This is a genomic window from Euryarchaeota archaeon, assembly GCA_016207515.1.
Lineage (GTDB): Archaea > Thermoplasmatota > SW-10-69-26 > JACQPN01 > JACQPN01 > JACQPN01.
This window is the reverse complement of sequence record JACQPN010000022.1, coordinates 101,381-125,452: the sequence shown is the minus strand read 5'-3', so window position 1 is coordinate 125,452 and position 24,072 is coordinate 101,381. Positions and strand designations below refer to the sequence as shown.

The 24,072-nt window shown below is 61.7% G+C and carries 22 protein-coding genes, 1 tRNA gene and 1 other RNA gene; 19 read left to right on the top strand and 5 right to left on the bottom strand.

Features of this window, described 5'->3' with window-relative positions; all coding sequences use genetic code 11:
- Positions 1-129 precede the first annotated feature (129 nt).
- The 3 genes from HY556_09990 to HY556_09980 all read left to right on the top strand — a co-directional run bounded on the left by HY556_09990 (position 130) and on the right by HY556_09980 (position 4,177).
- Positions 130-2,691, top strand: coding sequence for an ATP-dependent helicase (locus HY556_09990; GenBank protein MBI4394106.1), 2,562 nt, complete (start codon positions 130-132; stop codon positions 2,689-2,691).
- A gap of 59 nt (positions 2,692-2,750) precedes the next feature.
- Positions 2,751-3,184, top strand: an RNA gene (gene rnpB, locus HY556_09985) — RNase P RNA component.
- A gap of 105 nt (positions 3,185-3,289) precedes the next feature.
- Positions 3,290-4,177: a hypothetical protein gene (locus HY556_09980; protein ID MBI4394105.1), complete on the top strand. Its 888-nt coding sequence runs from the start codon at positions 3,290-3,292 to the stop codon at positions 4,175-4,177.
- 275 nt (positions 4,178-4,452) lie between these two features.
- Here HY556_09980 and HY556_09975 read toward each other — a convergent pair.
- A tRNA-Ser gene (locus HY556_09975) sits at positions 4,453-4,536 on the bottom strand.
- Between the two features lie 243 nt (positions 4,537-4,779).
- On the opposite strand from HY556_09975, the gene HY556_09970 reads away from it, so the two are divergent.
- The 11 genes from HY556_09970 to HY556_09920 all read left to right on the top strand — a co-directional run bounded on the left by HY556_09970 (position 4,780) and on the right by HY556_09920 (position 15,765).
- A complete protein-coding gene (locus HY556_09970) occupies positions 4,780-5,496 on the top strand; it encodes a hypothetical protein (protein MBI4394104.1) in 717 nt (238 codons plus the stop codon).
- A 204-nt stretch (positions 5,497-5,700) separates the two neighbouring features.
- Positions 5,701-7,047 carry an RNase J family beta-CASP ribonuclease gene (locus HY556_09965; protein MBI4394103.1) on the top strand — a complete coding sequence of 449 codons (1,347 nt, stop codon included), beginning with the start codon at positions 5,701-5,703 and terminating at the stop codon, positions 7,045-7,047.
- A gap of 1 nt (position 7,048) precedes the next feature.
- Entirely contained in the window at positions 7,049-8,050 is a 1,002-nt protein-coding gene (locus tag HY556_09960; protein MBI4394102.1) for a polyprenyl synthetase family protein, read from the top strand.
- A 10-nt stretch (positions 8,051-8,060) separates the two neighbouring features.
- Positions 8,061-9,764 (top strand): glutamate--tRNA ligase, encoded by a 1,704-nt coding sequence (locus HY556_09955; GenBank protein MBI4394101.1) that lies wholly within the window; start codon positions 8,061-8,063, stop codon positions 9,762-9,764.
- Positions 9,761-10,126: a hypothetical protein gene (locus tag HY556_09950; GenBank protein MBI4394100.1), complete on the top strand. Its 366-nt coding sequence runs from the start codon at positions 9,761-9,763 to the stop codon at positions 10,124-10,126. The genes HY556_09955 and HY556_09950 overlap by 4 nt, the downstream gene beginning before the upstream one ends.
- A gap of 319 nt (positions 10,127-10,445) precedes the next feature.
- Positions 10,446-13,232 (top strand): PKD domain-containing protein, encoded by a 2,787-nt coding sequence (locus HY556_09945; protein MBI4394099.1) that lies wholly within the window; start codon positions 10,446-10,448, stop codon positions 13,230-13,232.
- Complete coding sequence (locus HY556_09940) at positions 13,225-13,629, top strand: hypothetical protein (protein ID MBI4394098.1); 405 nt, start codon at positions 13,225-13,227, stop codon at positions 13,627-13,629. Before HY556_09945 ends, HY556_09940 begins: the two co-directional genes overlap by 8 nt.
- A gap of 10 nt (positions 13,630-13,639) precedes the next feature.
- Positions 13,640-14,425, top strand: coding sequence for a hypothetical protein (locus tag HY556_09935; protein ID MBI4394097.1), 786 nt, complete (start codon positions 13,640-13,642; stop codon positions 14,423-14,425).
- A 55-nt stretch (positions 14,426-14,480) separates the two neighbouring features.
- The gene (locus HY556_09930; protein MBI4394096.1) at positions 14,481-14,822 is read left to right on the top strand and encodes a hypothetical protein; all 342 of its coding nucleotides are present in this window, start codon (positions 14,481-14,483) and stop codon (positions 14,820-14,822) included.
- Positions 14,823-14,946: 124 nt separating this feature from the next.
- Positions 14,947-15,261 carry a hypothetical protein gene (locus HY556_09925; protein ID MBI4394095.1) on the top strand — a complete coding sequence of 105 codons (315 nt, stop codon included), beginning with the start codon at positions 14,947-14,949 and terminating at the stop codon, positions 15,259-15,261.
- 168 nt (positions 15,262-15,429) lie between these two features.
- Positions 15,430-15,765, top strand: a complete 336-nt coding sequence (locus HY556_09920; protein ID MBI4394094.1) for a hypothetical protein — start codon at positions 15,430-15,432, stop codon at positions 15,763-15,765.
- Between the two features lie 184 nt (positions 15,766-15,949).
- Here the strand turns inward: HY556_09920 and HY556_09915 are convergent, their stop codons facing one another.
- Positions 15,950-16,408 (bottom strand): RidA family protein, encoded by a 459-nt coding sequence (locus HY556_09915; protein MBI4394093.1) that lies wholly within the window; start codon positions 16,406-16,408, stop codon positions 15,950-15,952.
- A gap of 87 nt (positions 16,409-16,495) precedes the next feature.
- Here HY556_09915 and HY556_09910 point away from each other — a divergent pair, with 87 nt between their 5' ends.
- Positions 16,496-17,455 (top strand): threonine/serine dehydratase, encoded by a 960-nt coding sequence (locus HY556_09910; protein ID MBI4394092.1) that lies wholly within the window; start codon positions 16,496-16,498, stop codon positions 17,453-17,455.
- A 124-nt stretch (positions 17,456-17,579) separates the two neighbouring features.
- Here HY556_09910 and HY556_09905 read toward each other — a convergent pair whose 3' ends face one another.
- The 3 genes from HY556_09905 to HY556_09895 all read right to left on the bottom strand — a co-directional run bounded on the left by HY556_09905 (position 17,580) and on the right by HY556_09895 (position 19,202).
- The gene (locus tag HY556_09905) at positions 17,580-17,831 is read right to left on the bottom strand and encodes a hypothetical protein (protein ID MBI4394091.1); all 252 of its coding nucleotides are present in this window, start codon (positions 17,829-17,831) and stop codon (positions 17,580-17,582) included.
- The gene (locus tag HY556_09900; GenBank protein MBI4394090.1) at positions 17,828-18,832 is read right to left on the bottom strand and encodes a class I SAM-dependent methyltransferase; all 1,005 of its coding nucleotides are present in this window, start codon (positions 18,830-18,832) and stop codon (positions 17,828-17,830) included. Before HY556_09900 ends, HY556_09905 begins: the two co-directional genes overlap by 4 nt.
- An 85-nt stretch (positions 18,833-18,917) precedes the next feature.
- Positions 18,918-19,202: a hypothetical protein gene (locus HY556_09895; GenBank protein ID MBI4394089.1), complete on the bottom strand. Its 285-nt coding sequence runs from the start codon at positions 19,200-19,202 to the stop codon at positions 18,918-18,920.
- Positions 19,203-19,912: 710 nt separating this feature from the next.
- On the opposite strand from HY556_09895, the gene HY556_09890 reads away from it, so the two are divergent.
- The 4 genes from HY556_09890 (at position 19,913) to HY556_09875 (ending at position 24,004) form a co-directional block, all read left to right on the top strand.
- A complete protein-coding gene (locus HY556_09890) occupies positions 19,913-21,421 on the top strand; it encodes a DEAD/DEAH box helicase (GenBank protein MBI4394088.1) in 1,509 nt (502 codons plus the stop codon).
- Positions 21,422-21,530: 109 nt separating this feature from the next.
- Positions 21,531-22,145: a hypothetical protein gene (locus tag HY556_09885; protein ID MBI4394087.1), complete on the top strand. Its 615-nt coding sequence runs from the start codon at positions 21,531-21,533 to the stop codon at positions 22,143-22,145.
- Between the two features lie 111 nt (positions 22,146-22,256).
- Positions 22,257-23,207: an ATP-binding cassette domain-containing protein gene (locus HY556_09880; protein MBI4394086.1), complete on the top strand. Its 951-nt coding sequence runs from the start codon at positions 22,257-22,259 to the stop codon at positions 23,205-23,207.
- On the top strand, positions 23,204-24,004 hold the full coding sequence (locus tag HY556_09875) for an ABC transporter permease (GenBank protein MBI4394085.1): 801 nt from the start codon (positions 23,204-23,206) through the stop codon (positions 24,002-24,004). Before HY556_09880 ends, HY556_09875 begins: the two co-directional genes overlap by 4 nt.
- Positions 24,005-24,072 lie beyond the last annotated feature (68 nt).

Here is a 24,072-nt window from a genome sequence, read left to right as displayed (position 1 = left end):
TCGCCTTAACCGTGCGCCAAGGTGCCCTACGCACCCCCAAAAGAATGTACGTATGAGTAGGTACTTTGGGGGTGTCCCGTGCTAGCCTTAATAACGCCGGTGGTGCATGGCAGTGGGAATCGGACGGCCATGCCCGTTACTAAGATAACCGAGCCCGCGACCGACGCGGAGATATTCAGGCTCCTCGAACCCGAGGTGCGCGATTGGTTCAAGAAGACGTTCGGCAAGTTCACGCCGCCCCAGCGCTACGCCGTGAAAGAGATCCACGAAGGCGAAAGCGTCCTCATCAGCGCCCCCACGGGCTCCGGAAAGACGTTGAGCGCTTTCCTTGCGAGCATCAACGAGCTCTTCCGGCTCTCGAAGGCGGGGAGACTCAAGGACTCCGTCTACGTCCTCTACATCTCGCCGCTCAAGGCCTTGGGCCGCGACGTGGAGAAGAACCTGCAAGAACCGCTCCAAGGGATAATGGAGCTAGCCGAGAAACGAAAGACCAAGGGCCAGGAGCTTCGAGTCGCGGTGCGCACGGGCGACACGCCGTCCTCCGAGCGTCAGCGGCAGTCGAAGCGCCCACCGCACATCCTCATCACGACACCCGAGACCGCCGGCATACTCCTTGCGGCCCCGAAGTTCCGCGAGGCGTTGAGGACCGTCCGATGGATAATCATCGACGAGATCCACAGCCTCGCCGAAGGCAAGCGCGGCTCCCACCTGTCGCTCTCGCTCGAACGGCTCGAACATGGGATGAAGAAGCGACCCGTGCGAGTGGGCCTTTCGGCGACCGTGAGCCCCGTCGAGAGTGTTGCGAAGTTCCTCGTGGGGATGGAACCGAACGGCGAGCCCCGCCGCTGCCTCATCGCCGCCCCCGATTTCTCCCGCCCCAAGGACGTGCGCGTCGAGGTCCCGTGGAAGACACTCGGCGAGGACGGACGCGTCTCGTCCGACGACCTCTACAAGTGCCTCGACAAACTCATCAGGCAGCACCGGACGACGTTGGTCTTCACCAACACGAGAAGCGGCACCGAACGCGTCGTCGACCAGTTGAAACGCCGCTTCGGGAAACGCTACGTGGACGTCGTCGGCGCCCACCATGGTTCGCTCTCCCGCGAAGAGCGCACCGACCTTGAAGAGCGGTTGAAGAAAGGCAAGCTCAAGTGCGTCGTGACCTCGACGAGCCTTGAGCTCGGGATAGACATCGGTTACGTCGACCTCGTGGTGCTCCTTGGGAGCCCGAAAAGCCCGACAAGGGCCATCCAGCGCATAGGCAGGAGCGGCCATTCCCTCGGGAAAAGAAGCGTCGGAAGGCTCGTCCCGACGGACCTCGACGATCTATTGGAATGCGCCGTGGTCGCAGAAGCCGCAAAACACGGCGAGTTGGACGAGATCCGGATCCCGGAAGCCCCTCTCGACGTGCTCGCACAACACCTCCTGGGCCTATCGATCGAGAAGCGCTGGCGCTTCGACGAGGCCTTGGAACTCATCCGCGGGGCGTACCCGTACCGCGACCTCTCGGAAGACGACTTGGCCGGGGCGCTTGCGTACCTCGGCGGCCACATCCCGGAACTCGCGGCGCACAAGGTCTACGCCAAGCTCTGGTTCGACGAGACCGAGGGCGTGTTCGGGCGACGCGGAAGGATGGCGCGTCCGATCTATTTCCTTAACAGCGGCGTCATCAGCGAGGAGGCCGACGTGAAGGTCTTCACCACAGGCAACCGCTTCGTCGGAACGCTCGCGGAAGGCTTCGTCGAGGCGCTGAAACCCGGCGACGTGTTCGCGCTTTCGGGCCAGAGCCTCGAATACCGTGGCGCCCGGGGCAACGGCATAATGGTGGAGCCTGCCGGAGGGCGTGTGCCGAACATCCCGTCGTGGTACTCTGAGGAGATGCCGCTCACGCCCCTTGTGGCCGAACGCGTTGGCCTCGCCCGGGACCAGCTCATGGACATGGCGCTCGCCCCACACGCGACGAAGCTAGCCTCCTTGACGCGCCGCCTCGGCATATCGGCTCGACACGTGGCGGAGCTCGTCGAACGCTTCGACGCACAACGGGAGACCGGTGTAGTCCCCCGCTCGGATAGTGTCACCATCGAGGAGTGGCGCCACGAGGACGAACTCAAGTACACGGTGCACCACGTCGGCGGCAAGCGCGTCAACGAGCCGCTCGCCCGCGTCCTTTCCCACCGCCTTTCGCGCTTCCGGGGCCGCGCCGCCACATCCGCGGTCGGCGATTTCGGCTTCATCGTGACGGTGCCTTTTCGCGAATACCGGCGCGAAGGGCGCGGCCGGTTCTCAAAAGAGCAGGTGCGCGACCTCTTCGACCCCGACGGGTTCGCCGAGGACCTGTGGGACTCGCTCCGGTATTCCGAGCTTCTGAAGCGGCGTTGGAAGCGGGTCGCGACGCGATCACTGCTAATCCTCAAGAACTACCTGGGCCGCCAGACGCCGCTCTCGCGCGTCGCAAGAAGCGGCGAGGCGCTCCTTTCCGCCGTCATCCACCGCGGCAACGCTTTCCCGCCGATGAAGGAACTCGAACGCGAGGTGTTCACGGACCTCTATGACCTCGAAACCGCGACCAACGTCGCCGCCGAGATCTACCACGGGAAGATGCCGCTGGAATTCCACGCTGGCCGCGAGGACCCGTCGCCGTTCGCGGCGGCGCTACTGGACAGGAACGCCTCCTCCAGCCGGTTCCTTTAAGCCACCGCCGTTTCTCCCGCAAAGGTTATTAAGCGCCCCGCGGTAGGCGGCGAAGGGCCTGGACCCGGTGGACGGCCAACCGTTGGGAAAGAACGCTTTCTTTCAACGGAGGAACGTCCCCTCTCCAAGCGGAAAGGGATTCCGGGCCGCGCTTCACGGTGCGGCACGGACGGGGCGAGAGCCCCGAAGGAGGAGCAGAAACGATACTCCCCTGCGCACACGAGTGGCTTCAATGCCACCGGAGTGAGATCCACTCCCCTCTGGGGGATGACGGACATCGTCCTGACGACGCGCGACAAGGAGCTGAAACGGCCGATCCTTCCCGGAGCAAGCCCAAACTGGTGGTCAAGGCGTCCGCTCCGAGCCCGCGCGAGGCCCGCCCCCGTGGCGGACCTTCGCCGGACGCCACCGAGTAGGGTGCTAAGGCGAATGCCGTCAGCCCGCCGCCGGTGACGGCGGCGAGTGAACAGAAAGGGGCGTACGGCCGGGACCAGGCCTCCCATTCCATCCGACGCCCCATCGAGCGAACCTCTCGTGATTACCGCGGCGCATTTTTCGTCAGACGGCTATTTATCCCGGATGATGCCTTTTTGCGCCGATGTCCTTCCGGGAACGACTCGCCGAGTGCCCCATAGTCTTCGAAGTGGTGCCCCCGGTGAAACGGACCGACGACCACCTCGCGGACGTGAAGGAGATCGCGGAGATCGTCGAAAGCGCCCGAGTGGACGCCGTGAACATCCCGGAGATAAAAGGCGGCGGGCCGGACAGGCTCGAGCCCCTCGAGTACGCCGCGCTCCTTCGAAAATCCGTATCCTCCGGGTACGTCGCCAACAAGGTAGTGGTACATCTACGAGGGAAGGAATTCGAGCATTGGGTGGACGCCGCCAAACGTTCCGGCATCGATGCGGTGGTCGCCGTCGGCGGCGAGCGGAGCAACATCCACTATCCCGGCCCGACCGTCCTCGAGGCGAACAAGGCGTTGAAAGCGCACGCTCCGAACCTGCTCCTTGGGAACATCACGATCCAGACGCGGCGCGAAGAGGAACGCAAGCTCCTCGACAAGACCCTCATCGGGACAAACTTTTTCACAAGCCAGGTGACTTACGAGTCCGAATCCCCGAAGCGGGTGCTTCGCAGGTACCAAGACCTCTGCAGGCTCTTTTCGGTGAAGCCCGCGACGATAATCTTCGGCCTGTCGCACGTGGGCTCGAAACGCGACATCGAGTTCCTTCGAATCCTAGGCGTGAACATCCCGGCCGAGATCGATTCTTATCTTCTGCGTCGAAGCGAAGGCGTCGAGGAACGCTCGATGGAGACGACACTACGCGTCTGGCAGGAGATCGCCGAATTCAAGAAGGAGCACGTGCCCGACGTCCCGATCGGGGCGACTATCGAACCCATCCTCAAGGGGAACATCAAGACGTGCGCCGAGATCGCCACAAGGGTGCGGGAGATCGCGGAAGAGGTCGGGATAAGGAAGAAGTGACGTTGTCCCGCCTCGTTCAAATCCCCTAGACCTTTGGAGTCGGCGCCGCCTGAATGTGGGCGAAAATGTCAGCGGCGATTCTCAACGGAAAATCGTCGACTTCGCGGACTCGTTCCGCTCGTCCGCTCATCCTCGCCCTGGCCTGCGGGCCAACGCTCGGACGCCGAGGAGGAGATTTGAACTCCGCCGGACTCGCTGCGGCTCGTCCGTCTCGTTCAAACTCCTCCTAGACCTTTGGAGTCGGCGTTCGCTCGGAAAACCTTTGGAAACGCGAACGCCGAGGAGGAGATTTGAACTCCTGAGGCCTTGCGACCACAAGCTTTCCAGGCTTGCGCCCTACCGGACTAGGCGACCTCGGCAAGCGGCGATTTTTCGGGAATCGGCCTCGCGAGCGCGCACGCGCGACCACCGTATCCACCCTCCGCGGCCGCCAAATGCACCCCCCTACATTATATTGTTCGTCATCGAGCGCCAGTGCATAGAACTGTCCCGGCGGCCCCACGGGCCACGTGGGGAACGGCGGCGCCTCTTCCCCTCGATACTTAGGGATTTTGGTGAACCCTTATACGGGGTTTGCCAACAGATTGGGGGGCGGTGTATCGATGGGCCTTACCCGTATCGCTGGACCGTGCATAGGGCTTCTGGTCGTTCTTGGCGGTTGCGTGTCGCCTGCGGGAAACGTCGGAAACGCCGCGAAGGACATCGGCTTCGCGCTGACCCACGTCGAGGAATCGGAAAGGACCATCGCCACGTTATCGGGCGTGACGGGCGAGGCCACGTGGGCGGACGTGAACATCCTCTGGAACGGGAAGGTCTACAAATTCGGAGCCGTGGCGAGCTACACTGAACGCTGGTTCCAGGTCGAAGGCCGCAAGGATGCGAGTGCGCCGATCGAGAACGGCGACAAAGTAGCGATCCTCGCCGCCGGACTTGGCACAGTTCAATTCATGGAGGCGAACTCCAACCGTGTCATCGCAAGCTATGAGACGATGATCCCCGACAACAAGAAGCCTCTCGCGCCGGTGCCGGTCGAACCGGCGAACGGTGCTTCGGGCGTCTCGCTGACGCCAGCGTGGCAATGGACTCAAGTCGCCGACCCGAGTGGCGTGAGCTACACTCTCGAATGGTCGCTCGACCCGCTATTCACCATCCCGCTTACGACCTCGAAGTCGCGCCTTACGGCGCCCACGTCCGACACGGAACCTAGTGAGAAACTGCGTGACGGTCAGACCTACTACTGGCGGGTCGCAGCGACCGACGGAGCCGGAAACCAGGGCGCCTGGTCCGAGGCGTGGAGTTTCGCGACCGCGCAGGCCTGAAGCCATCCGACTCATGCGGGTAGCGCCGGCCCTGCCTCCGGCGCGCACCTGCGGGCGCGCGAAGGCCGCGCGGAGTCAGACTCCGCGACGGCCGGCGCACGCTCACATTTTCTTCTTTTTTCAGCTGTGTTCTCGCGTGTGATTTCCATTCGTCGCGCTACCGCCACTATTTATAACCGTCTCCCTTTCTGAACTCGACCAAGAATGGAAGTTGAAGTTATGGCCGTAGGCGGCTACGGCGAAATGGGCCGCAACATGACGGCCGTGCGCGTTGGAAATGAAGCTGTCATCATAGACATGGGCATCCGGCTCGACCGGATAACGATCCATGAGGACATGGTGTTCGAGGACACCAACAGCCCCGTTCTCGTGAAACTCGGCGCCATCCCGAACGACGAGCCCGTGAAGAAACTGAACGCCAAGGTGAAGGCGATCCTCCTTTCACACGGCCACCTGGACCACATCGGGGCCATCTCGAAGCTTGCGGACAAGTACAGGTGCCCCATCTACGCGGCACCCTTCGCGGCGGCCCTGGCCGAGGACGAGGTGACGACGCGCGGGGGACGGCGCCTCATCCGTAACCCCATCCACAAGGTGGAGCCGGGGAAGATAATCGAGCTCTCGAAGAACATCCGCATCGAGTTCGTGCACGTGACGCACTCGATCTGCGACGCGACGATGCCGGTCATCCACACGGCCCGAGGCGCCGTCGTCTATGCGAGCGATTTCAAGCTCGACAACAACCCCGTGATCGGCCCGAAATCCGATTACGACCGCATGCATGAACTCGCCATCGAGGGCGTGCTGGCGCTCATCGTGGAATCGACCAACGCGGGCGACGACACGAAGACACCGAGCGAGACGATCGCCCGGGACCTTCTCAAGGATTTCCTCTTCGGTGTGGACAACGGGGATTCCGGCATCATCGTCAGCACCTTCTCCAGCCACACGGCGCGGATGAAATCCATCTCGGAGTTCGCTGAAAGACTCGACCGTGAGGTGATGTTCGTCGGGCGGAGCATGGAGAAGTACGTGAACCTCTCCGTGCAGGGAAAGCACCTGCATCTTCCGCGGCGGGCCCGCATCATCGGCGACGCCCACTCCATAAACAAGGCCCTCGGGGACGTGATGCGAAAAGGCCCGGAGAAGTACCTCATCGTCGCCACGGGCCACCAAGGCGAACCGAACAGCCTCATGTCGAGGATCGCCGACGAGGAGACGCCGTACAGGGTGGGCAAGAAGACGCAGGTGATCTTCTCGGCCAACGTCATCCCGAACCCTGTCAACGTCGCGAACCGGCATGTGCTGGAGACGAAGCTCAAGATCCAAGGTGCCCGCATCACTCGTGGGGCGCACGTCTCAGGCCACGGGAGCCGCGAGGACCACAGGGAACTCCTTCGAATGCTCGAACCCCAGCACGTGATCCCGAACCACGGGACCGTCATCATGCAGGCCCACTACGTCGAGATGGCCGAGGACTTCGGGTACGAACTCGGGCGTAATCTCCACTTCATCAGGAACGGACAGAAGGTGACTCTCGGGAGGCCCTGAAGTGGAACTCGACGGCGAATTCAAACCGCTCAGGGCGAAAGTCGACCGTGAGCTCTCCGAAGTGCTTTCGGACATCGTTCCCGAGAGGCTTCGAAAGGCCAGCATGCATTACCCTTCGGCCGGCGGAAAACGCCTGCGCCCGATAGTCGCGATGCTCGCGGCCGAATCCGTCGGGGGAAACCAGGACGATGCACTTCCGGTCGGGATATCGCTCGAACTCATCCACAATTTCAGCCTCGTCCATGACGACATCATGGACCGCGACGAACTCCGGCGCGGCATCAAGGCCGTGCACGTCGCGTTCGACGAGCCCACCGCTATCCTCGCGGGCGACACGCTCTACGCGAAGGCGTTCGAGGAGCTCGCGCGCGTGCGCGCCGGTTCCGACACGCTCGTCGCGATCCTCGCCGACGTGGCCGCGGCCGCCCGCGTCATCTGCGAGGGCCAGCAGATGGACATGGAGTTCGAGGCCCGCGCCGCGGCCGCCGAGTCGAAGGACGTGGACGAGGACGAGTACATCGAGATGGTCTACAGGAAGACCGCGCGCCTCTACGAGTGCGCGGCTTACGCGGGGGGCCTCGTCGGAGGCGCCTCGCGCGACCAAGCGCAGGCCCTCGGGACGTTCGGGAAGGATTTCGGCATCGCCTTCCAGATAAAAGACGACCTCATCGACATTCTCGGAGACGAGAAGAAGATCGGAAAGCCCGTCGGCTCCGACATCCGTAAGGGGAAGCGCACGATAATCTTCATCACCGCGCGGGCCCGGTCAAGTGCCGCGGGGCGTAAGCGCTTGGATGCGATAGTCGGCAACGCCAAGGCCTCCGACAAGGAGGTGCAGGAGGTCGTCGGCATTTTCCGCTCCACCGGTGCCCTGGAGGCCGCGCAGAAGATGGTCGACGAGTATGCGGCCGAGGGCCGCAAAGGCCTCATGACGTTGCCGCAATCGGACGCTCGTCGCCTCCTCCTTTCGTTGTCCGATTATTCGTGCAAGAGGGACGCCTAGGATGGAGGAAGTGCGCCGGAAGGCACGGCTTTTCGCTCTCCAGAACGCGGTCCTCCACGGGTCCGAACCGGAGCCCGGGCCGGTCATGGGCAGGATAATGGCCGACCGACCCGACCTTCGATCCCGGGCGAAGGAAGTCAACCAAGTAGTTCGCGAGGCGATCGCGGGCGTGAAGGCGATGGACACGGCGTCGAGACGTGCTGCTCTCGAAAAAGAAGCGCCCGAACTCCTTGTCGTCGAAAAGAAAGACGAGACCCACGTCCTGCCACCATTGCCGGGCGCGGTGGACGGACAGGTCGTGATGCGCCTTGCCCCATACCCGTCCGGCCCGCTTCACATCGGGAACGCCCGCATGGTGATCTTGAACGACGAGTACGTGAGACGCCACTCGGGGAAGATGCTTCTCGTCTTCGACGACACCGCGGGAAGCGAGGAGAAGTTCCCTGTTCTCGAGGCGTACGACCTCATCCGGGGCGCGTTGAAATGGATGGGCGTCAAAATCGCCGACGAGGTCTACAAGTCCGACCGGCTGAAGCTCTTCTACGAGCATGCTCGAAAGATCCTGACAGCCGGCAACGCGTACGTGTGCAAATGCCCGGGCGACGAGGTGAAACGGCGCCGCGACGCTGGCGAGGAGTGCGCCCACCGCGCCCAATCTGTCGAAGAGAACCTCTCGGACTGGGAGAAGATGCTCTCAGGCGAGTACGCCGAAGGGTCCGCCATCGTGCGGTTGAAGACCGACATGCGCCACAAGAACCCGGCGTTTCGCGACCGCGTGCTTCTTCGAATCAGCACACGCGCTCACCCGCGCGTCGGGACGAAGTACCGCGTCTGGCCGATGCTCGAATTCTCCTGGGCCGTCGACGACCAGGAACTCGGCATCACGCATGTCGTTCGGGGAAAGGACCTCGTAATAGAGGACGAGATGGAGCGTTTCATCTGGGCCCTTGAAGGAGCGAAGCGTGACGTCCACTTCAGTCACTTCGGCATTCTTCGCGTGGCCGAGGCGAAACTTTCCAAGAGCAAGTCCCGCTCCGACGTAATGTCGGGCCAGTACAAGGGTTGGCATGATCCCCGCACATGGTCGATCCAATCGCTCGAAAAGCGTGGCATCCGGCCGGAAGCACTTCGCCGCTTCATCCTAAGTTTTGGGATGTCCATGCAGGACATCGAAGTGCCGGCGGAGAACCTCTACGCGGAGAATAGGAAACTCGTTGACGACGACGCGAACCGTTACTTCTTCGTGGAAGACCCGCAACCGCTTGAGATACACAACGACTCGCAGATGAACGCCCACCCGCCGCGCCACCCAGACCACCCGGAGCGGGGAACGAGGACGCATCACCTGGCGCCGAAGGGCGGCAAACTGACCGTAAGCATCACGCCAAAGGACCTTCCCCTCCTCCAAAACGACGTTAAGATCCGGCTCAAGGACCTCGGGAACTTCCTCATCAAGACCACCCCGACGGGGCCCACGGCCCATTACATCGGAAACGACATCGGGATACTCAAACAAGGGGCGCGCATCATCCACTGGTGCCCGCCGGACGCGAGACCTTGCAGGGTCATCATGCCGGACGGCACGGAGATCACAGGAGTCGTCGAGGCAGAAGCGTGGAAAGAGGTCGGAAAGGTCGTGCAGTTCGAGAGATTCGGGTTTGTCAGGATAGACATGCCGGGGACGGAGTTGTTGTGTTATTACGCGCATCCGTGAGGGAAAAAGCGCGCATCTTCACTGCTCTCGCCCTCGTCGCCATTTCCATCGCAGGCTGCATCACCCCCGGTTCAAACAACGGACCCGTGCTGCGACTCCACCTTCTCGCGACCGAACCCGGGCACTTCGTGAACGCCACAGGGGTCGCGTTCCCGACACCGGCTCTTCAAAACGTCCACCAGAAATGGCTCGCGAATGGCGGCGACGAGGCGGAAGTCGAAACGCCATACGCCGAGGGGCTGGCCGTTATCAAGAAACTGCAAGACATTTCACCGCAGCCACCGTGGCCCGGAGAAGGCGTTGTGCACATCTTCTACGGACGCGAGTTTTTTGAGCTTTCGGCCCATAGACCGATCCTATGAAGCCGCGCGGACATCCCGGGATGCGACGGCCGAGGACGACCCGCTTGCCATGAACGGTGGACGGTGCCTGACGGCGCCTTGCCGCTTCACCGTCCCCCTCGAAGCTTCCGGACCAACGTTCTTATAGCTGGCACGGGCATCGCCTATCGGGGTTAGCATGAGGCGAGGGAGAGAGAGAGAGAGAGAGAGAGCCAGACGTGGCCACCACGCGTTCGCCGTTTTCCTGATCATGATGGCGCCGCCGACCCTTGAAACGGGAAGCGGGATTGGTTGGGACGTTTCAATCCCTAATCTCATGCCGCCCATTCCCGAAATCAGATTGCCCGATCCGATTGCGGGTTATCTCGGCGGGGAACGCACGTGCATGGACGCCATGGAGATCCGGCGCCAAGCCCTCGACACGGGCATCGTGACCCTTTCTGCGCAGGGGCGGATCTACACCTTCGAGGTCAAGCCGTATTCCTTGATGGCGCCTGGGGCCACGATCCAGAGCCTTGACGAATCCGGACAGCCTGTCACGATCCCGTACCGTCAACACATGTTCCGAGGCAAGGTCCCTGGAACGGACATACGCGCGACCATGAGCCTCAACGGCGTCTGGGTGGACGCGCACATAATGGACGGCGAGCGCGACATCTACATCGAGTCGCAGGATCCGAAGGGTGGCGTCGGCTGCGTGCCGACGGTCACATACGATTCACGCGGGCAACCGTCGCTTGAACCGACAACGACCGACTCCGCGCGTCCCGCGAGCGTCGTTCTCGCCCCCGCGCCCATCGCCCAGAAGCAAACTGACGGCGCGAACACTGGAACCTCGTCTTCGGGAGGAAGCGCCTCCCCAGGGGCACCAAAGGATGACCCGGATGTAGCCGCGGAATCGCGCGACGGTTCCCCGAGAATGACCACGACGATCGCAAAAATGTCAGATGCGGCCCATAAGAGGTTGGAACTTCGGATCACCGACACTGACCCTTCGCCGATGAAAGTCCTGGTGAAAAGGGCCTACGTTGACCAAACGGTCCCGGAAGCGTCGTTCAACGTGCCGTTCGAGCTGGTCCGAGGAGGCAAATGGCTGAAGTTCGAAGTCGCCGATCCCACGACAAGCGTCACGATCATCGGCGTTCCCTTCGACATTTCCGCCGACGAAGGGTTCTCGATGGGCGCCTCATCGACGGCCTCGATGTCGCGCCGACCCATGGCGATCAGGGTCACACAATGGCCAGGAATGGAAGAATCGAGCGTGACGGTCACCGACATCAACGGCACGCGTTCGATGCCAACGCGACATTTCCGTCCACTGGTGATGGAAATAACGGGACCCGACACGTCGGGGCAAACTCTCCGGGTCAACAAGACTTGGCTTCACTCGTTGGGGTTCTACGATGCCTCCTTTCGATATGCGGACGGCACGGACATTCCAAGCGGCGACCAAGGCGAAGCATACGCCATCCACGCGCCGCATTTTAGCACTTTCATCGTGGATCAGAAAACAAAAGCGCTATGGCATTTTGACGAGGGTTCCGGCCGAACGGTCCACGATTCCACTTACTGTGACGAGCCTGTCAGTCCCGGGAATACCAACGATGCTAGGTGGAATACCGCGACTGGCTCTTGGGGACCACTGAACCACGAGCCGACGCCCGGGTTTTCCGGATATTTTCCACTTGGCTTCTATTCTGGAACGTGGCTCCACGTAATTCCATGCGACATCGCCATGGGACCGGCGACCTGGGGTTCGTCGTGCCAGGGAACCATCGAGGCGGCAATTTTTCCGATGAGCGCCGGCCAAGGCGAGGCGAGCGGCGGCATCATCTTCGACGAACCATACTACTTCTCGCTTTATGCGCACGGCGACACAGACTACACGACAGGCCAACCAAAGCCGAAATGGCAATTACGTTTCAGTTACAACGACAATCATCCACACTGGCACGAGTTTTGGCACCCAACATATTTTTCCTTGGACGAATGGCACCACATCGCCTTTTCGTTCGATGGCGGATATTGGAGGCTGTCGGTCGATGGAATTACCCAGACCTACCCAAGCCTTGGGTGCCTCGACTCCGATTATTCCGACGCCTACATAGGCTCGGGGTCCAATGGAGACGATCAATTCTATGGGTACATCGATGAGGTCAGGGTGAGCAAAGTGGAACGCCTTGCCCCGGCAAACAATTTCATCCCGTTCCCAGATATGATGGTCTTCAATAACGATCCGATTGTAAACGTCGACGGAAGCCGGAGCAATGACGAGGACGGCTACATTGCTTCCTACCGTTGGGATTGGCACGACGGAACCACCTCGACCGGCCCCACGGCAAGCCACGAATACGAATACTCCGGAGACCACGAGGTCACGTTGAACGTCACGGACGACCGGGGCGCGTCGGCCGAGGTCACTTACCACGTGTGGATCTCGAACGCGCTCTATGAGACTTATGTCGACATCTACGTGGACACGCAATACATGGGCCTGTACGGCACATCATCGTGGTTCCAAGAGGCCGAGTACACGATTGGCCTCGTTAACGACGTCTATGTGCCCCAGGTTGGCCTGCAATACGGGATTACTGGAATGGCGCAGGACGGAGGCCAAACGAGCTTCGACATGCCGGCGGCATTTGACCAATTCGAGGATTCCTTCTTTTCTGGAATCAAAGAACTGGTAGAGCCGACGAAGTGGGCAACGTTCCTTTCAGGAAAGGATTTCACGGGCGCGGCCGACTACGGAGGAACCCCGAGAGCTTGTCTAATTGGGCTCGGGGAAGAACCGAGCAGAGCAGATGGAAGCATGATACCATACGACCCCAGCCTAATTTTTTCCATCGTACAACAGACGGGTGACGTTTGCCACACGGGACATCCGGTGAACACCTTTGAACGAGCATATGCTGTAAAACATGAATTTGGTCACAACCATTTCGGCAATCACACCTACGCCGACGATTTCCCGTGTGTCTCGATGGGAACGCCATCATGGTGCCGAACCATCATGTACGGGCCATTCCATCTTACATTCGTCGATCAATTCTCCGACGGAACGCGCGACGCGAGCCATAACAACGCGGCGAGAATCCGAAATTGGATTGTGAGCAACAATGCATGAGAAGGGTTGTCCGCCACGGCGATCATCTCGTGTCGTCGGTTTTGTCGCATGGGGTGTTGCCCTGATTCTCATGCTCGTAATGTCTGGTGGCTGTCTATCAAACGACACACCGGCACACTATCGACTTGCACTATCGAAACAGGCGAACCCCCCGGAGCACTTCGTTAACGTGACTGAATCTGATTTGGATAACAACCCGGTTCTCAAGAAACTGGTTGAAAAGGTTGAAGGCGGATCTATCGCGGCTAAGGAAGAGTATTCCTATGAGGATAGTGTGCGCTTGATCCGATCGTTCCAGGCACGCGATCCCGGACCGTGGTGGGTCAGCGCTGAGGAGGTCTATCTTCTTCACAACGCCACCTTCCTGAGGCTACTTATCACCAAGGTGGTGCAGTAGCGCGCGTTACGTGGCCGGCGTCCCCGCATCCCACGAATACGAATACTCGGGCGACCACGAGGTCACGTTGAACGTCACTGATGACCGGGGCCTGTCCTCCGAGGTCACTCAAATCGTCTGGATATCGAACGCGCTGTACCAGACCTACATCGACATTTACGTAGATTCCGAGTATTTGGCCGTCTACGGCGGAAGCACGTGGTTTGAGCAAGCGGAATACATGATCTCATTGGTCAACGACGTCTACGTTCCACAGGTCGGCTTGACATACGCTATCACGGGGATGATGCTGGATGGAAGCCAGACGAGTTACGATATGCCTGCCTCATTCCACCAATTCGAGACGTCATTCGGCGTCACGAAGGAATTGGTGCCGCCCACACGATGGGCGGCTTTCCTCTCCGGCAAGGACTTCGAAGGGACCGATGACTACTTTGGCACCCCCAGAGCTTGCCTCATCGGGCTTTCGGAGAGCCCGCCGAAGGCGGGGTACTCTCCAGATTTTGTCTTTTCTTTCATACAGCAAAGGAACGACGCCTGTCATGCCCAGCGGCCAATCAACGCCGCGGAGCGCGCGTATGCCATCAAACACGAACTTGGCCATAATCATAATGGGGATCACCCGTTCGCGGATGACTACGCCTGCATCGCGCTGGGTCAACCATCTTGGTGCAGGACCATCATGTATGGGCCTTTCTGGCTGAGTTTCGTCGACGCGTTCTCCGACGGCGACCGCAACATCAATCACAACAACGCAGCAAGAATTAGGGGGTGGATTGTTGCTAACGGGGCCTAAACGCCGACGCGCGGAGCCTGGACTGAGGGAAAGCATACGAAGTCGCGGATGGGTCATGGTCGCCCTTGTTTTGTTTGGCTCGATCAGCGGCTGCGCTTCCACGGGCGGCCGCGAATATGAGGAGTTATTGCTTCGCCAACTGGCGACACCACCTGATCACTACGCGAACGTGACCGCCGAAGATCTTGCGACGTATCCCATTCTTGAGCGACTGTTCGAAAAGGTGCAACCCGGCGTAACGGCCCGAGAAAGTAATCCGTACGAAGACAGCGTTCGTTTGACCAAGGTTTTTCAAGATCGGGACCCAGGACCTTGGTGGAAGGGGCCAAGTTATGCGTACGTTTCTCATGACGATGGGTTTTATGATCTCACGGCCAAGAAAGCGCCAGTCGCGTAGCGGCGCCGTGCCGGCGGCGCGAATCAAGGTTCTGATTGACTCTCGTCGTTGGAGCGCACCGCCTGGAGCCACCAGGTTTCCTCTTGTTGTGTTGGTCTTAGCGAACCTCGCGCTCGCGGGTTGTGTGACTGCAGAAGACCGATACGATGAAAGCCTAAGATTGCGCGAACTCCCGGCGCGACCCCCGTACTACGTCAACGTCACGACACAAGACCTTGAAGGAAACGTTGCCCTGAAACGTCTGCTGGAGGATTGGGAAGCCAGGAGACCCCCGGGGGTCCTGTCGGAGCCGAATCTGAAAGAAAACAGTTTGGCCCTCATCCACGACCTGCAAGAACGCTTGCCCGGCCCTTGGTGGCAGAGTCCGGGCACCGTAAACATCACATACGCCGACCACTTTTTCGGGTTGAGCTACGCCCGCACGGCGGTCGACGGCTGACGTCGCGGCTCCATCTCCGCAGCTTTCGGGTTCGACGCGAGCGAAGAACCGGTGGCCACGACAACGCCGCAAGGATAAGGAGCTGGATCGTGATCAACACTGCGTAAGCATCTGGCATACGGTCGCAAAAGGCCTCTCGTTCCGGCTCATCGCCTGTGGGTTTTCACCGTGATCTTACTTCTAGCTGCGTCAACTGGCTGTACGACGACCGACACGGATGGCGACTGGAGACTCGTTTTGACGAAATTGGAAAAGGCTCCGAATCACGTCATTAACGTCACCCAATCTGACCTAGATGAGAACGCCGTCCTGAACCGGATGTTTCAGAAAATCGAGGCAGGCGCCGCTGGAGCGAGAGAGGATTACCCGCGCGAAGACATAGGAAAACTCATCAGGTCATTCCAAAGCCGTGATCCGGGCCCGTGGTGGACGACAAACGGACTCGTCTACTTGACCTACAAGGGAGACTATTTTCAACTCATGTCGAGCCACGTGGTGTCGTAGGGTGCGCGATGCGTTGGAAAGTGGTCCCGATCACGGCGCAGGTCGTTCCTGTCGCTACCTGGGTTATCCGTGTACGTGGAACCATAGTGCATGACCTTTGTCGCGACCTCCTCGCCGACGCGGACTCAGGCGAGGCGGGCGAGGGCATCAAGAGGCAGCTGTTGCGCGCCCCCGCTTCGGAGGCCTACCCGACCTCCACCACCAGCTCCAACTCCACCGGAATGTCCATCGGCAAGACGTTGACGCCGACCGCCGCCCTCGCCGGAAGCCCATGCTCCCCGAAGATGTCCCTTAACAGGTCCGTCGCGCCGTTCGCGACCTTCGGTTGTTCGTAGAAATCGTTCGCGCTCGCGACGTAGACGTTCGCCTTCAGGATGCGTCTCACTCTGTCCAGGCTTCCCGCGGCGGCCCGAACCACCGCGAGAGAATTGAGGCACGAGATTTTCGCGGCCTCGTAGCCCTGTTCGACTGTGACGCCCGCGCCCAGTTTTCCCGTCATCAGGATCTTCCCGTCCTTCGTCGGGCCCGTGCCCGCGACGAATATCAGGTTGCCGCTTCGCGTGAACTGGCTGTAGGTGGCGAACGGTTTCTGGGGTGCCGGGAGTTCTATCCCGAGTTGCTTGACGCGCGCTTCGTATTCCATGGGTATCGACGCGTGGATGGGGGACACGGCTAATGGCCTTTTCCGCCGCTCGAAAACAGTTAATAGCGCACGATGCCTCGCAAGTGCATGCCACGCGCCGAAGACCTCCGCGTAAGCCTCGCAGACATCGAGGACGCCCGAAAACGCATCGAAGGCGTCGCGTGGCGGACACCGCTTCTGCCCGCTTCCCGGCATGACGATGGCAAGGCATACGTGAAACTCGAATGCCTCCAGCGCACTGGCAGTTTCAAGCTCCGTGGTGCTTGGAACCGCATGAGCCGGGCGACGAAGGACGAGTTGAAGCGTGGCTTCGTGACCGTGTCGGCGGGTAATCACGGTCAGGCCGTCGCGTGGTCGGCGCAGAAGCTCGGCGCGTCCTGCACGGTCTACGTCCCAGATAAGGCGGTGGAGCGGAAGGTCAAGTCCATGGAGGCGATGGGTGCTAAGATCATCCGCCGCCCCCACGAGGAGATAATGCAATCCATGACCGACGACCGGATGGAGAGACTCGGCATGACCTACATCCACCCGTTCGCCGACAAGCACATCATCGCGGGCCAAGGAACGACCGGCCTTGAGATCCTTGAAGACCTTCCCGACGTACGGACCGTCATCGTCCCTGTCGGCGGCGGCGGCCTCGTGAACGGCATCGCCTACGCGATACACGCGAAAAGGCCGGGTGTGGAGATCTACGGCGTGCAGGCGGAAGGCGCAGCACCCCTCCCGATATCGCTCTCCACCGGCCAAGCGGAGCATGTTGGGGCGCCGAAGACCATCGCCGACGGCATCGCCGCTTCCATGGTATTTGACTACATGCTTCCCTTGTTCAAGGAGAACCTCACGGCGGCACTCGTGGTTACGGACGACGAGATAAAGAACGCCATGAGACAGTTGATGAAGGAGTGCCATGTGATGCCGGAACCGGCGGGAGCTTCGTCGCTCGCAGCGGCCTTGAAGCACAAGGGGAAGCTTGCGGAGCCGGTCGCGTGCGTCGTGAGTGGGGGAAACGCGGACCCGGCGCTCATCGCCGACCTGCTCTCAAGGTAAGAAGAAGAGTCGGGGTTGGCGCTACCCCGGCCCCTTGCCCACCCTCAAAGTCAGATTCCGGCCTGCTGGGCGCGTACCGGTCTATGGGCCGAATCCCTTGCCGCGTGACCGCATCAGGCTGGTGTCACGGTAATCCCGGCGCTGGCGCCGGGCATGGGACGAGTTGTCCATTGGCGAGGCTCGCCGTCACGACAGTCGAGCGCGTCCCGATCATCAGAGCGCCCATGTCCTTCGCGATCTCCGACGGGTCCACGAGGACGATATGGGTGTTGATGCCGGCGGCCTGTCGTTGAGCGCCGACCGAGCCTCCAAGAAGCGTGTTGCTTCCCGAGCCGGAGTCACCGGGCGATATCGCGCCGTAGATAGCGGGCGTCAATGGGGGGTCTTGCCGCATGTGAGGTAGGTCCAGAGGGCCGGGAAACGGGCCCGCCCGGAGAACGCCCTCGCCATCGCAAGGGAAATCAATTCGAGCCTTGCGGTCACCGCTTCTGGCGGGATCGGTCGCCCTTCGATGCGCTCGACGCCGCCGACCCAGCCAAGGACGCCCTCATGGTAGACTTGAAGGAACCTCGTCCATTCCGCCACGTCGACGTCGATCCCGCTAGTGTGGAGCCCGAGCACCTCGAGACCCGCCGATCGCAACGAATCGACGTAGGATTCCACGGGCCTCGGGGGAAGGAAGATGCGTTCCCTGAACGTCTCGTAGCTTTTCATCCTGGCTTGGTCGGAAAGGCTCGCCCGGTACACCTTGAAGCGCTCGTCCTCAGCGACTATCTCGGCGGCGGCCTCGTTCACGGCGGACACGCTGTCATCGATTATCATGGTCGAAGAGGCCAGGGCGTGGTGGCGGATGTTGCCCGATTGGATGAAGATCCGGCCATCGCCGTTGAGGATCCCCGCCCACGACCTTAGCGTAGGAGCGAGCTCGTAGTAGAGGTGGATGGCGTTCGCGCAGACGATCGCGTCGACGCCGCGGCCGCGCACGGGCCCCTCGAGGACCTCGTCAAGATGTTGGATGCGTTCCTCTTCCCGGATGTAGCGAAGGAGCCGCAATGCCACGCGCGGCTCATCGCGGAACTTCTCAAGGCTCAACCGCAGGAACTTGGGCGAGGCGTCGACGTTGATGACTCCGAAGCGCACCTGGGGCAATCGTTTCAAGAGACGGTCGATCAAGATGCCGGTCCCCCCAGAGTAGTCGATGAGTATGTCGCCATCTTCGAGGAAACCATTGAGTTCCGCGAGCGTGTGGTCGAGGTTCGCGTACCATCCGTGCCCTCCAACGGCATCGTATTCCAGTGCAAGCCGGTCTATGGGCGTCGCGATCCATTTGTCCGTAGGTATACGAGGAAACCCCGTTGGCCACGCGAACTCCGTCAACGGGGGACGATGCGATGGTAGGAAGAAAAAGATTGGCCCTCGCCGCAGCCACACCCCGGGAGGACGCGGGCGTGCGGCGATCGGCCTACTTGATGCGGCGCCATCGAAGCGGCTTCGCGTCAGGGTCGTGCGCCAAGACCTTGCGCGCCTCGAGATCGAGCTGGACGCGTTTGGTCCACCACTCCGATTTCGCGCCCTTCGGAAAGAGGCTCTCGGGAAGATGTGCCTTGACCTTCGCCATCATCTCGACCTGGGTGATCCCGGCTCCTTTTCGCGGCATTATCTTGAATAGGGGCTTCCGGGTCGCTTCGTATTTGACGGCGTCCACCCTGCCGGTGTACCCGGGTACGTTCGGTGTTCGCACTTCCACGCGCCCTTGCCCTGACTTGATTGCCGGCATGGTCTCGTTCGGGTAAGAGTCCCGGGGGAGAAAACCTCTACCATGCGTCCGTGCGCCAGGCATATCATGGTGGAGCCCCAACGGATGCGTGGATGCGTCGCTCCGGATCACCGTCGCGGGATCTTGGAAGGCGTATTCCCGCGGGAACCGGCTCATCAAAGTCCACGGGGGTCCCGCTAGACGTCGGGATCGCCCCTGTGGAGTCGGCGCGTGAGGAGATCGGATTCGTCCCACGGGCCGACCCGAAGACCGCCCCCGGCCCGGCACACAATCGTCTTCGGACCCGCGCCGGCAGATTCTTGACCCTCAAGAAGGGCGACGAGCCACGGGCTTGCGTCGGCGTCGTCGATCCGGGCCCAGATATCGCCACGATGTCGAGGACGCTAGCGACGGAGGCCTTGAGGGATCCACGTCCCGTCCGTCCGCCCAACGCACGCCCGTTTCCCCGCCAAACGGGCAAGATGCTAAATACCAGACTCGTCTACTTGTGGCCGGTAAGAACGCAGTCATGCCCGTGGAACGCGCCCGCCCATCTGGGGGGATGCGAGAACGGGCTGAAGTCCGCGAAGCGTGGTCGCCTAACAATCCGCTTCGCTTCTGACGCGCACCGATGTGCGCGGGACCGGCGACGCTTGTGTTTTTCGCCGAACACGTCCCAAAAGACAGGAACAAGATATAGAATGACATTTGAAAAACTGAACCTCAGTCCGACCACGTTGAACGCTCTAGCCGCAATGGGATTCGAGGACCCGACCCCCGTGCAGGGCCAATCCATCCCGCTTCTTCTTGCAGGCCGCGACCTCGTCGCGCAGGCAAGAACGGGCACAGGAAAGACCGCCGCCTTCGGCATCCCAATCATCGAACACCACCTCAAGACGCGAACCAACGGCGTCCAAGCCCTCGTCCTCGTCCCGACACGCGAACTCGCGATACAGGTCACGGACGAATTGACGCTTCTTGCCAAGGGCGCGAACCTCCGCATCCTCGCCGTCTACGGCGGCGTAGGCTTCAGCGGCCAAGCGGACAAGCTCCGCCGCCTGGAGAGCATGGTGGTCGTCGCAACGCCCGGGCGGTTGCTGGACCATCTCAAGCAACGCACGATCAACCTCGAACGCGTCCAGGTCCTCGTCCTCGACGAGGCAGACCGGATGCTCGACATGGGCTTCCTTCCCGACGTGGAACGCATCCTGCAATCGCTTCCGAGAAAGCGCCAGACGTCGCTTTTCAGCGCGACCTTGCCGGAGCCTATCAGGAAGCTAAGCTCCCGGTTCCTCCAGAACCCGGCCGGCGTACGGGTCGAGGAAGGGCCGCAGGCGTCACCGCTGGCTACCCACTATCGCATAGACGTCTCCAAGGAACAGAAGGGCCGGGCCTTGAGGGCCTTGCTCGAAAAGGAGAGGCCGGAGCGAACGATAATCTTCACCCGGACCAAGCACCTCGCGCGCCGCGTCGCGGAGCACTTGAGCCGAGGCGGCTGGGAATCGGTCGCCTTCCAGGGCAACATGAGCCAGTCGCAGCGCGAAAGAGCGATGCAATCGTTCCGAGCCGGCTACGTCCAAGTGCTCGTCGCCACCGACATCGTGAGCCGTGGCATCGACATCCCGGAAGTGAGCCACGTCGTCAATTACGACATCCCGATGGAGCCCGACGTGTACGTCCATAGGGCTGGAAGGACAGGACGCATGGGAAGGACCGGAAAGGCATTCACCTTCGTCCAACCCGACCAACAGCGCGATCTACGCGACGTCGAACACGCCGCGGGTCTACGGCTTGAGATGTATCCGCTCGGGGAACTGCCGGAAGAGGGTCCCCAACCCCGCGGCCCCTCACCGGGAGCGCCCGCAACGCCCTTCCGGGCGGGCGAACGGGACACGCCGCACAGGGCTCCGTTCCGGAGCGAGCCGGGTCGCCCGGGTTCGTTCCGACCGGGGCCCGGCGGAAACGAGCACCGGACTTTCCGCGGTGGAGGCCAGCGGCCGAATCCTGGCCACACCTCGCAGCGCGGACCCAGCGCCGCTCCGGCGAGGCGATTCGGGAGTGACTCTCGTCGGGAACAGCGCGGGCCCCACTCGGGGCGTCCTCCGGGCGGAAGACCTCCGGAGAATCGTCCTTCGTTCGGGCAAGGCCACCAACAGGCCGGTCGCCCGCAAGGGCGAAGGGGACGATCCAAGCCGCGCGGTTGGGAATAGGTAACACCCCCGGGCGACAGGACAGGAAGGGCAAGGCCCTCACGCACCACCTCGCCGTGGGTGGGGGACGAAAGCAAAACGGTTCTAAATGGGAGGCCGTTGGTCCCACATGGCCGCGACGGGAACCGGCGCGAAACCACCCAATCCGATGATCGGCGCCTCCGGCACGATCCGCAACCTCACCGCGATCATGGTCATCGCCGTCGTCGTCCAGGCGTTCCATCTCGTCGAGCACTTCGCCCAGGTGTGGCAACACGCGGTGCAAGGGCTTCCCGCCGCCGCTTCGCACGGGATACTCTTCTTTCTCGACCTCGAGTGGAACCACTGGATCTTCAACGTCGCGTATCTCGTCGCGCTCCTCATCGTCGGGTGGCTTCTCAGGCGGCCCGGCGTTCGCCAAGTCCTACGGTCGCGGCCCTTCGGCGCGACCGCGATCCCCCTCTTCGCCGTCGGCGTGGGGGTACAACTCTACCACGTCGTCGAGCACACGGTCCGGATGTACCAGCACCTGACGCTCGGTTGCGAACCATGCCCTGGAACGCTTGCGAAAGGCGGTATCCTTCTAGGGATGGGCGGGTTCGACGGCGTCTACTTGCACTTCGCGTTCAATATGACGGTGGCGCTTCTCCCGGCACTCCTTCTCATACCGCTTCGCCCGGAAGCGAGTCTTTGGCTGCACTCGACGGCCCGGCGCCTCAAGGGACGGTCGACGGCCGATTCGTGAACCGGCACCGTACCGAAGGTTCTCGCACGAAGATCGACTTGAAAGCGCCTGATGCGTTGCGGCGATCCCTCCGATTCCTTTTTATCGGAGAACACGGTGGCGACCACGCAAATGACCGCGGTCATCGAAGCGAAGGGCATCCACAAGTCCTTTGGAAAGGTCGAGGCGCTGCGAGGCGTCGACCTGTCCGTGGAGCGCGGCACCATCGTCGGCCTCCTCGGACCCAACGGGGCGGGAAAGACCACGCTTGTACGCGTGCTTGCAACGCTTCTGCCGCCGGACGCGGGTGTTGCGTCGGTGGCCGGCCTCGATGTCGTTCGCGACGCACAACGGTTGCGGGAAGTGATAGGACTCGCCGGTCAGGCCGCGGCCGTCGACGAGAACCTCACCGGGCGCGAGAACCTTGTCCTCGTGGCCAGGCTCTACCACGTCAACGCGAAACTTGCCCGCGAGCGCGCCGAGGACCTGATCCGGCGTTTCGACCTGGTCGAGGCAGCGGACCGTACGGCGAAGACCTATTCGGGAGGCATGCGGCGACGTCTCGACCTTGCGGCGAGCCTCATCGGAGACCCGCAGATCCTCTTCATGGACGAGCCCACGGCCGGTCTCGATCCCCGCTCACGCCTCGCACTTTGGAACATCATCGAACAACTTCGACGCGACGGGAAGACGATCCTCCTCACCACCCAGTACCTTGAAGAGGCCGATCGACTCGCCGACCGCATCGCCGTCGTCGATCACGGCCTCATCATCGCCGAGGGGACGTCAAGCGAATTGAAGGCAAAGGTCGGCGGCGACGTGGTCGAGGTCACCATGTCGAATGAAGGCGACTTCGACGGCGCCGCGAAGGCGCTTTCGGCTCTTGGCGCCGAGAACGATGGATCGCGGCTCAAAGTCGTTGTGCCGGCGGCAAACGGCGTGAAAAGCATGACCGAGGCGATCCGACGGCTTGACGCCGCGGGCCTGGAACCCGCCGACATCACGCTAAGGCGCCCGACACTCGACGACGCATTCCTGCGCCTCACCGGAAAACGCGTAGAGGAAGCCGAGGCGAAGAAGTGAGCGCCTCCCAAGGTCCTCCCGCGCACGCTCTCCGCTCCCCGTTTTGGCCGGTGACCGACACGCTGCTCATGACGCAACGCAACCTCCGCCATTACGTTCGCGTCCCCCAGCTCATCCTTTACACTGTGATTCAACCGATCATGTTCACGTTGCTCTTCGCGTATGTCTTCGGCGGCGCCATAGACACGCCGAACGGCGATTACATCAATTTCCTCATCCCCGGAATAGTCGTCCAGACAGTGGTCTTCGGGGCGATGGGCACGGGGATCAAACTTGCCGAGGACCTACAGACCGGGATCATGGACCGCTACCGATCGCTTCCGATCTCGCGAGCGACGGTCCTCGCGGCGCGCACCCTCACGGACACGCTCTGGAACACGCTCGCGATATTCATCATGGCCGGCGTCGGTTACCTCATAGGCTACCGCTTCCAGGGCGCTCCGGGGGACGTGGCACCGGCGATCGGGCTCACGATCCTCCTTGCGTTCGCATTCTCATGGGTGGCGGCGACGATAGGGCTCTTCGTCCGGAGTCCGCAGGCCACCGAGGCCGCCGGGTTCACGGCGCTGTTTCCGGTGATCTTCGCAAGCAGCGTCTTCGTCCCCGTCGAGTCCATGCCGGCGTGGTTGCAGGCCTTTGCCGGGAACAACCCCATCACGCTCGCCGCCAACGCGGTGCGGGCCTACTCGCTCGGGACCCCGGTGGGTGGCGCTCCCATGTTCACGGTCCTTTGGGGCGTCGGGATAATCGCCGTCTTCGGGACGATCGCCGTCTGGAAGTTCAAGAAGCTGACATAGGAACGGTTGAACGGCCGGTCGACGACGATGAAACCCTGTGCCCGCGACGCGGCCCAGGTCGCGGGGGG

Coding starts and splice junctions, on each gene's coding strand:
- HY556_09915 (MBI4394093.1), bottom strand. CDS start 16,408: ATGGAATACGAAGCGCGCGTCAAGCAACTCGGGATAGAACTCCCGGCA.
- HY556_09880 (MBI4394086.1), top strand. CDS start 22,257: ATGACCGCGGTCATCGAAGCGAAGGGCATCCACAAGTCCTTTGGAAAG.
- HY556_09890 (MBI4394088.1), top strand. CDS start 19,913: ATGACATTTGAAAAACTGAACCTCAGTCCGACCACGTTGAACGCTCTA.
- HY556_09980 (MBI4394105.1), top strand. CDS start 3,290: ATGTCCTTCCGGGAACGACTCGCCGAGTGCCCCATAGTCTTCGAAGTG.
- HY556_09970 (MBI4394104.1), top strand. CDS start 4,780: ATGGGCCTTACCCGTATCGCTGGACCGTGCATAGGGCTTCTGGTCGTT.
- HY556_09940 (MBI4394098.1), top strand. CDS start 13,225: ATGCATGAGAAGGGTTGTCCGCCACGGCGATCATCTCGTGTCGTCGGT.
- HY556_09910 (MBI4394092.1), top strand. CDS start 16,496: ATGCCACGCGCCGAAGACCTCCGCGTAAGCCTCGCAGACATCGAGGAC.
- HY556_09885 (MBI4394087.1), top strand. CDS start 21,531: ATGGCCGCGACGGGAACCGGCGCGAAACCACCCAATCCGATGATCGGC.
- HY556_09990 (MBI4394106.1), top strand. CDS start 130: ATGCCCGTTACTAAGATAACCGAGCCCGCGACCGACGCGGAGATATTC.
- HY556_09930 (MBI4394096.1), top strand. CDS start 14,481: ATGGTCGCCCTTGTTTTGTTTGGCTCGATCAGCGGCTGCGCTTCCACG.
- HY556_09965 (MBI4394103.1), top strand. CDS start 5,701: ATGGAAGTTGAAGTTATGGCCGTAGGCGGCTACGGCGAAATGGGCCGC.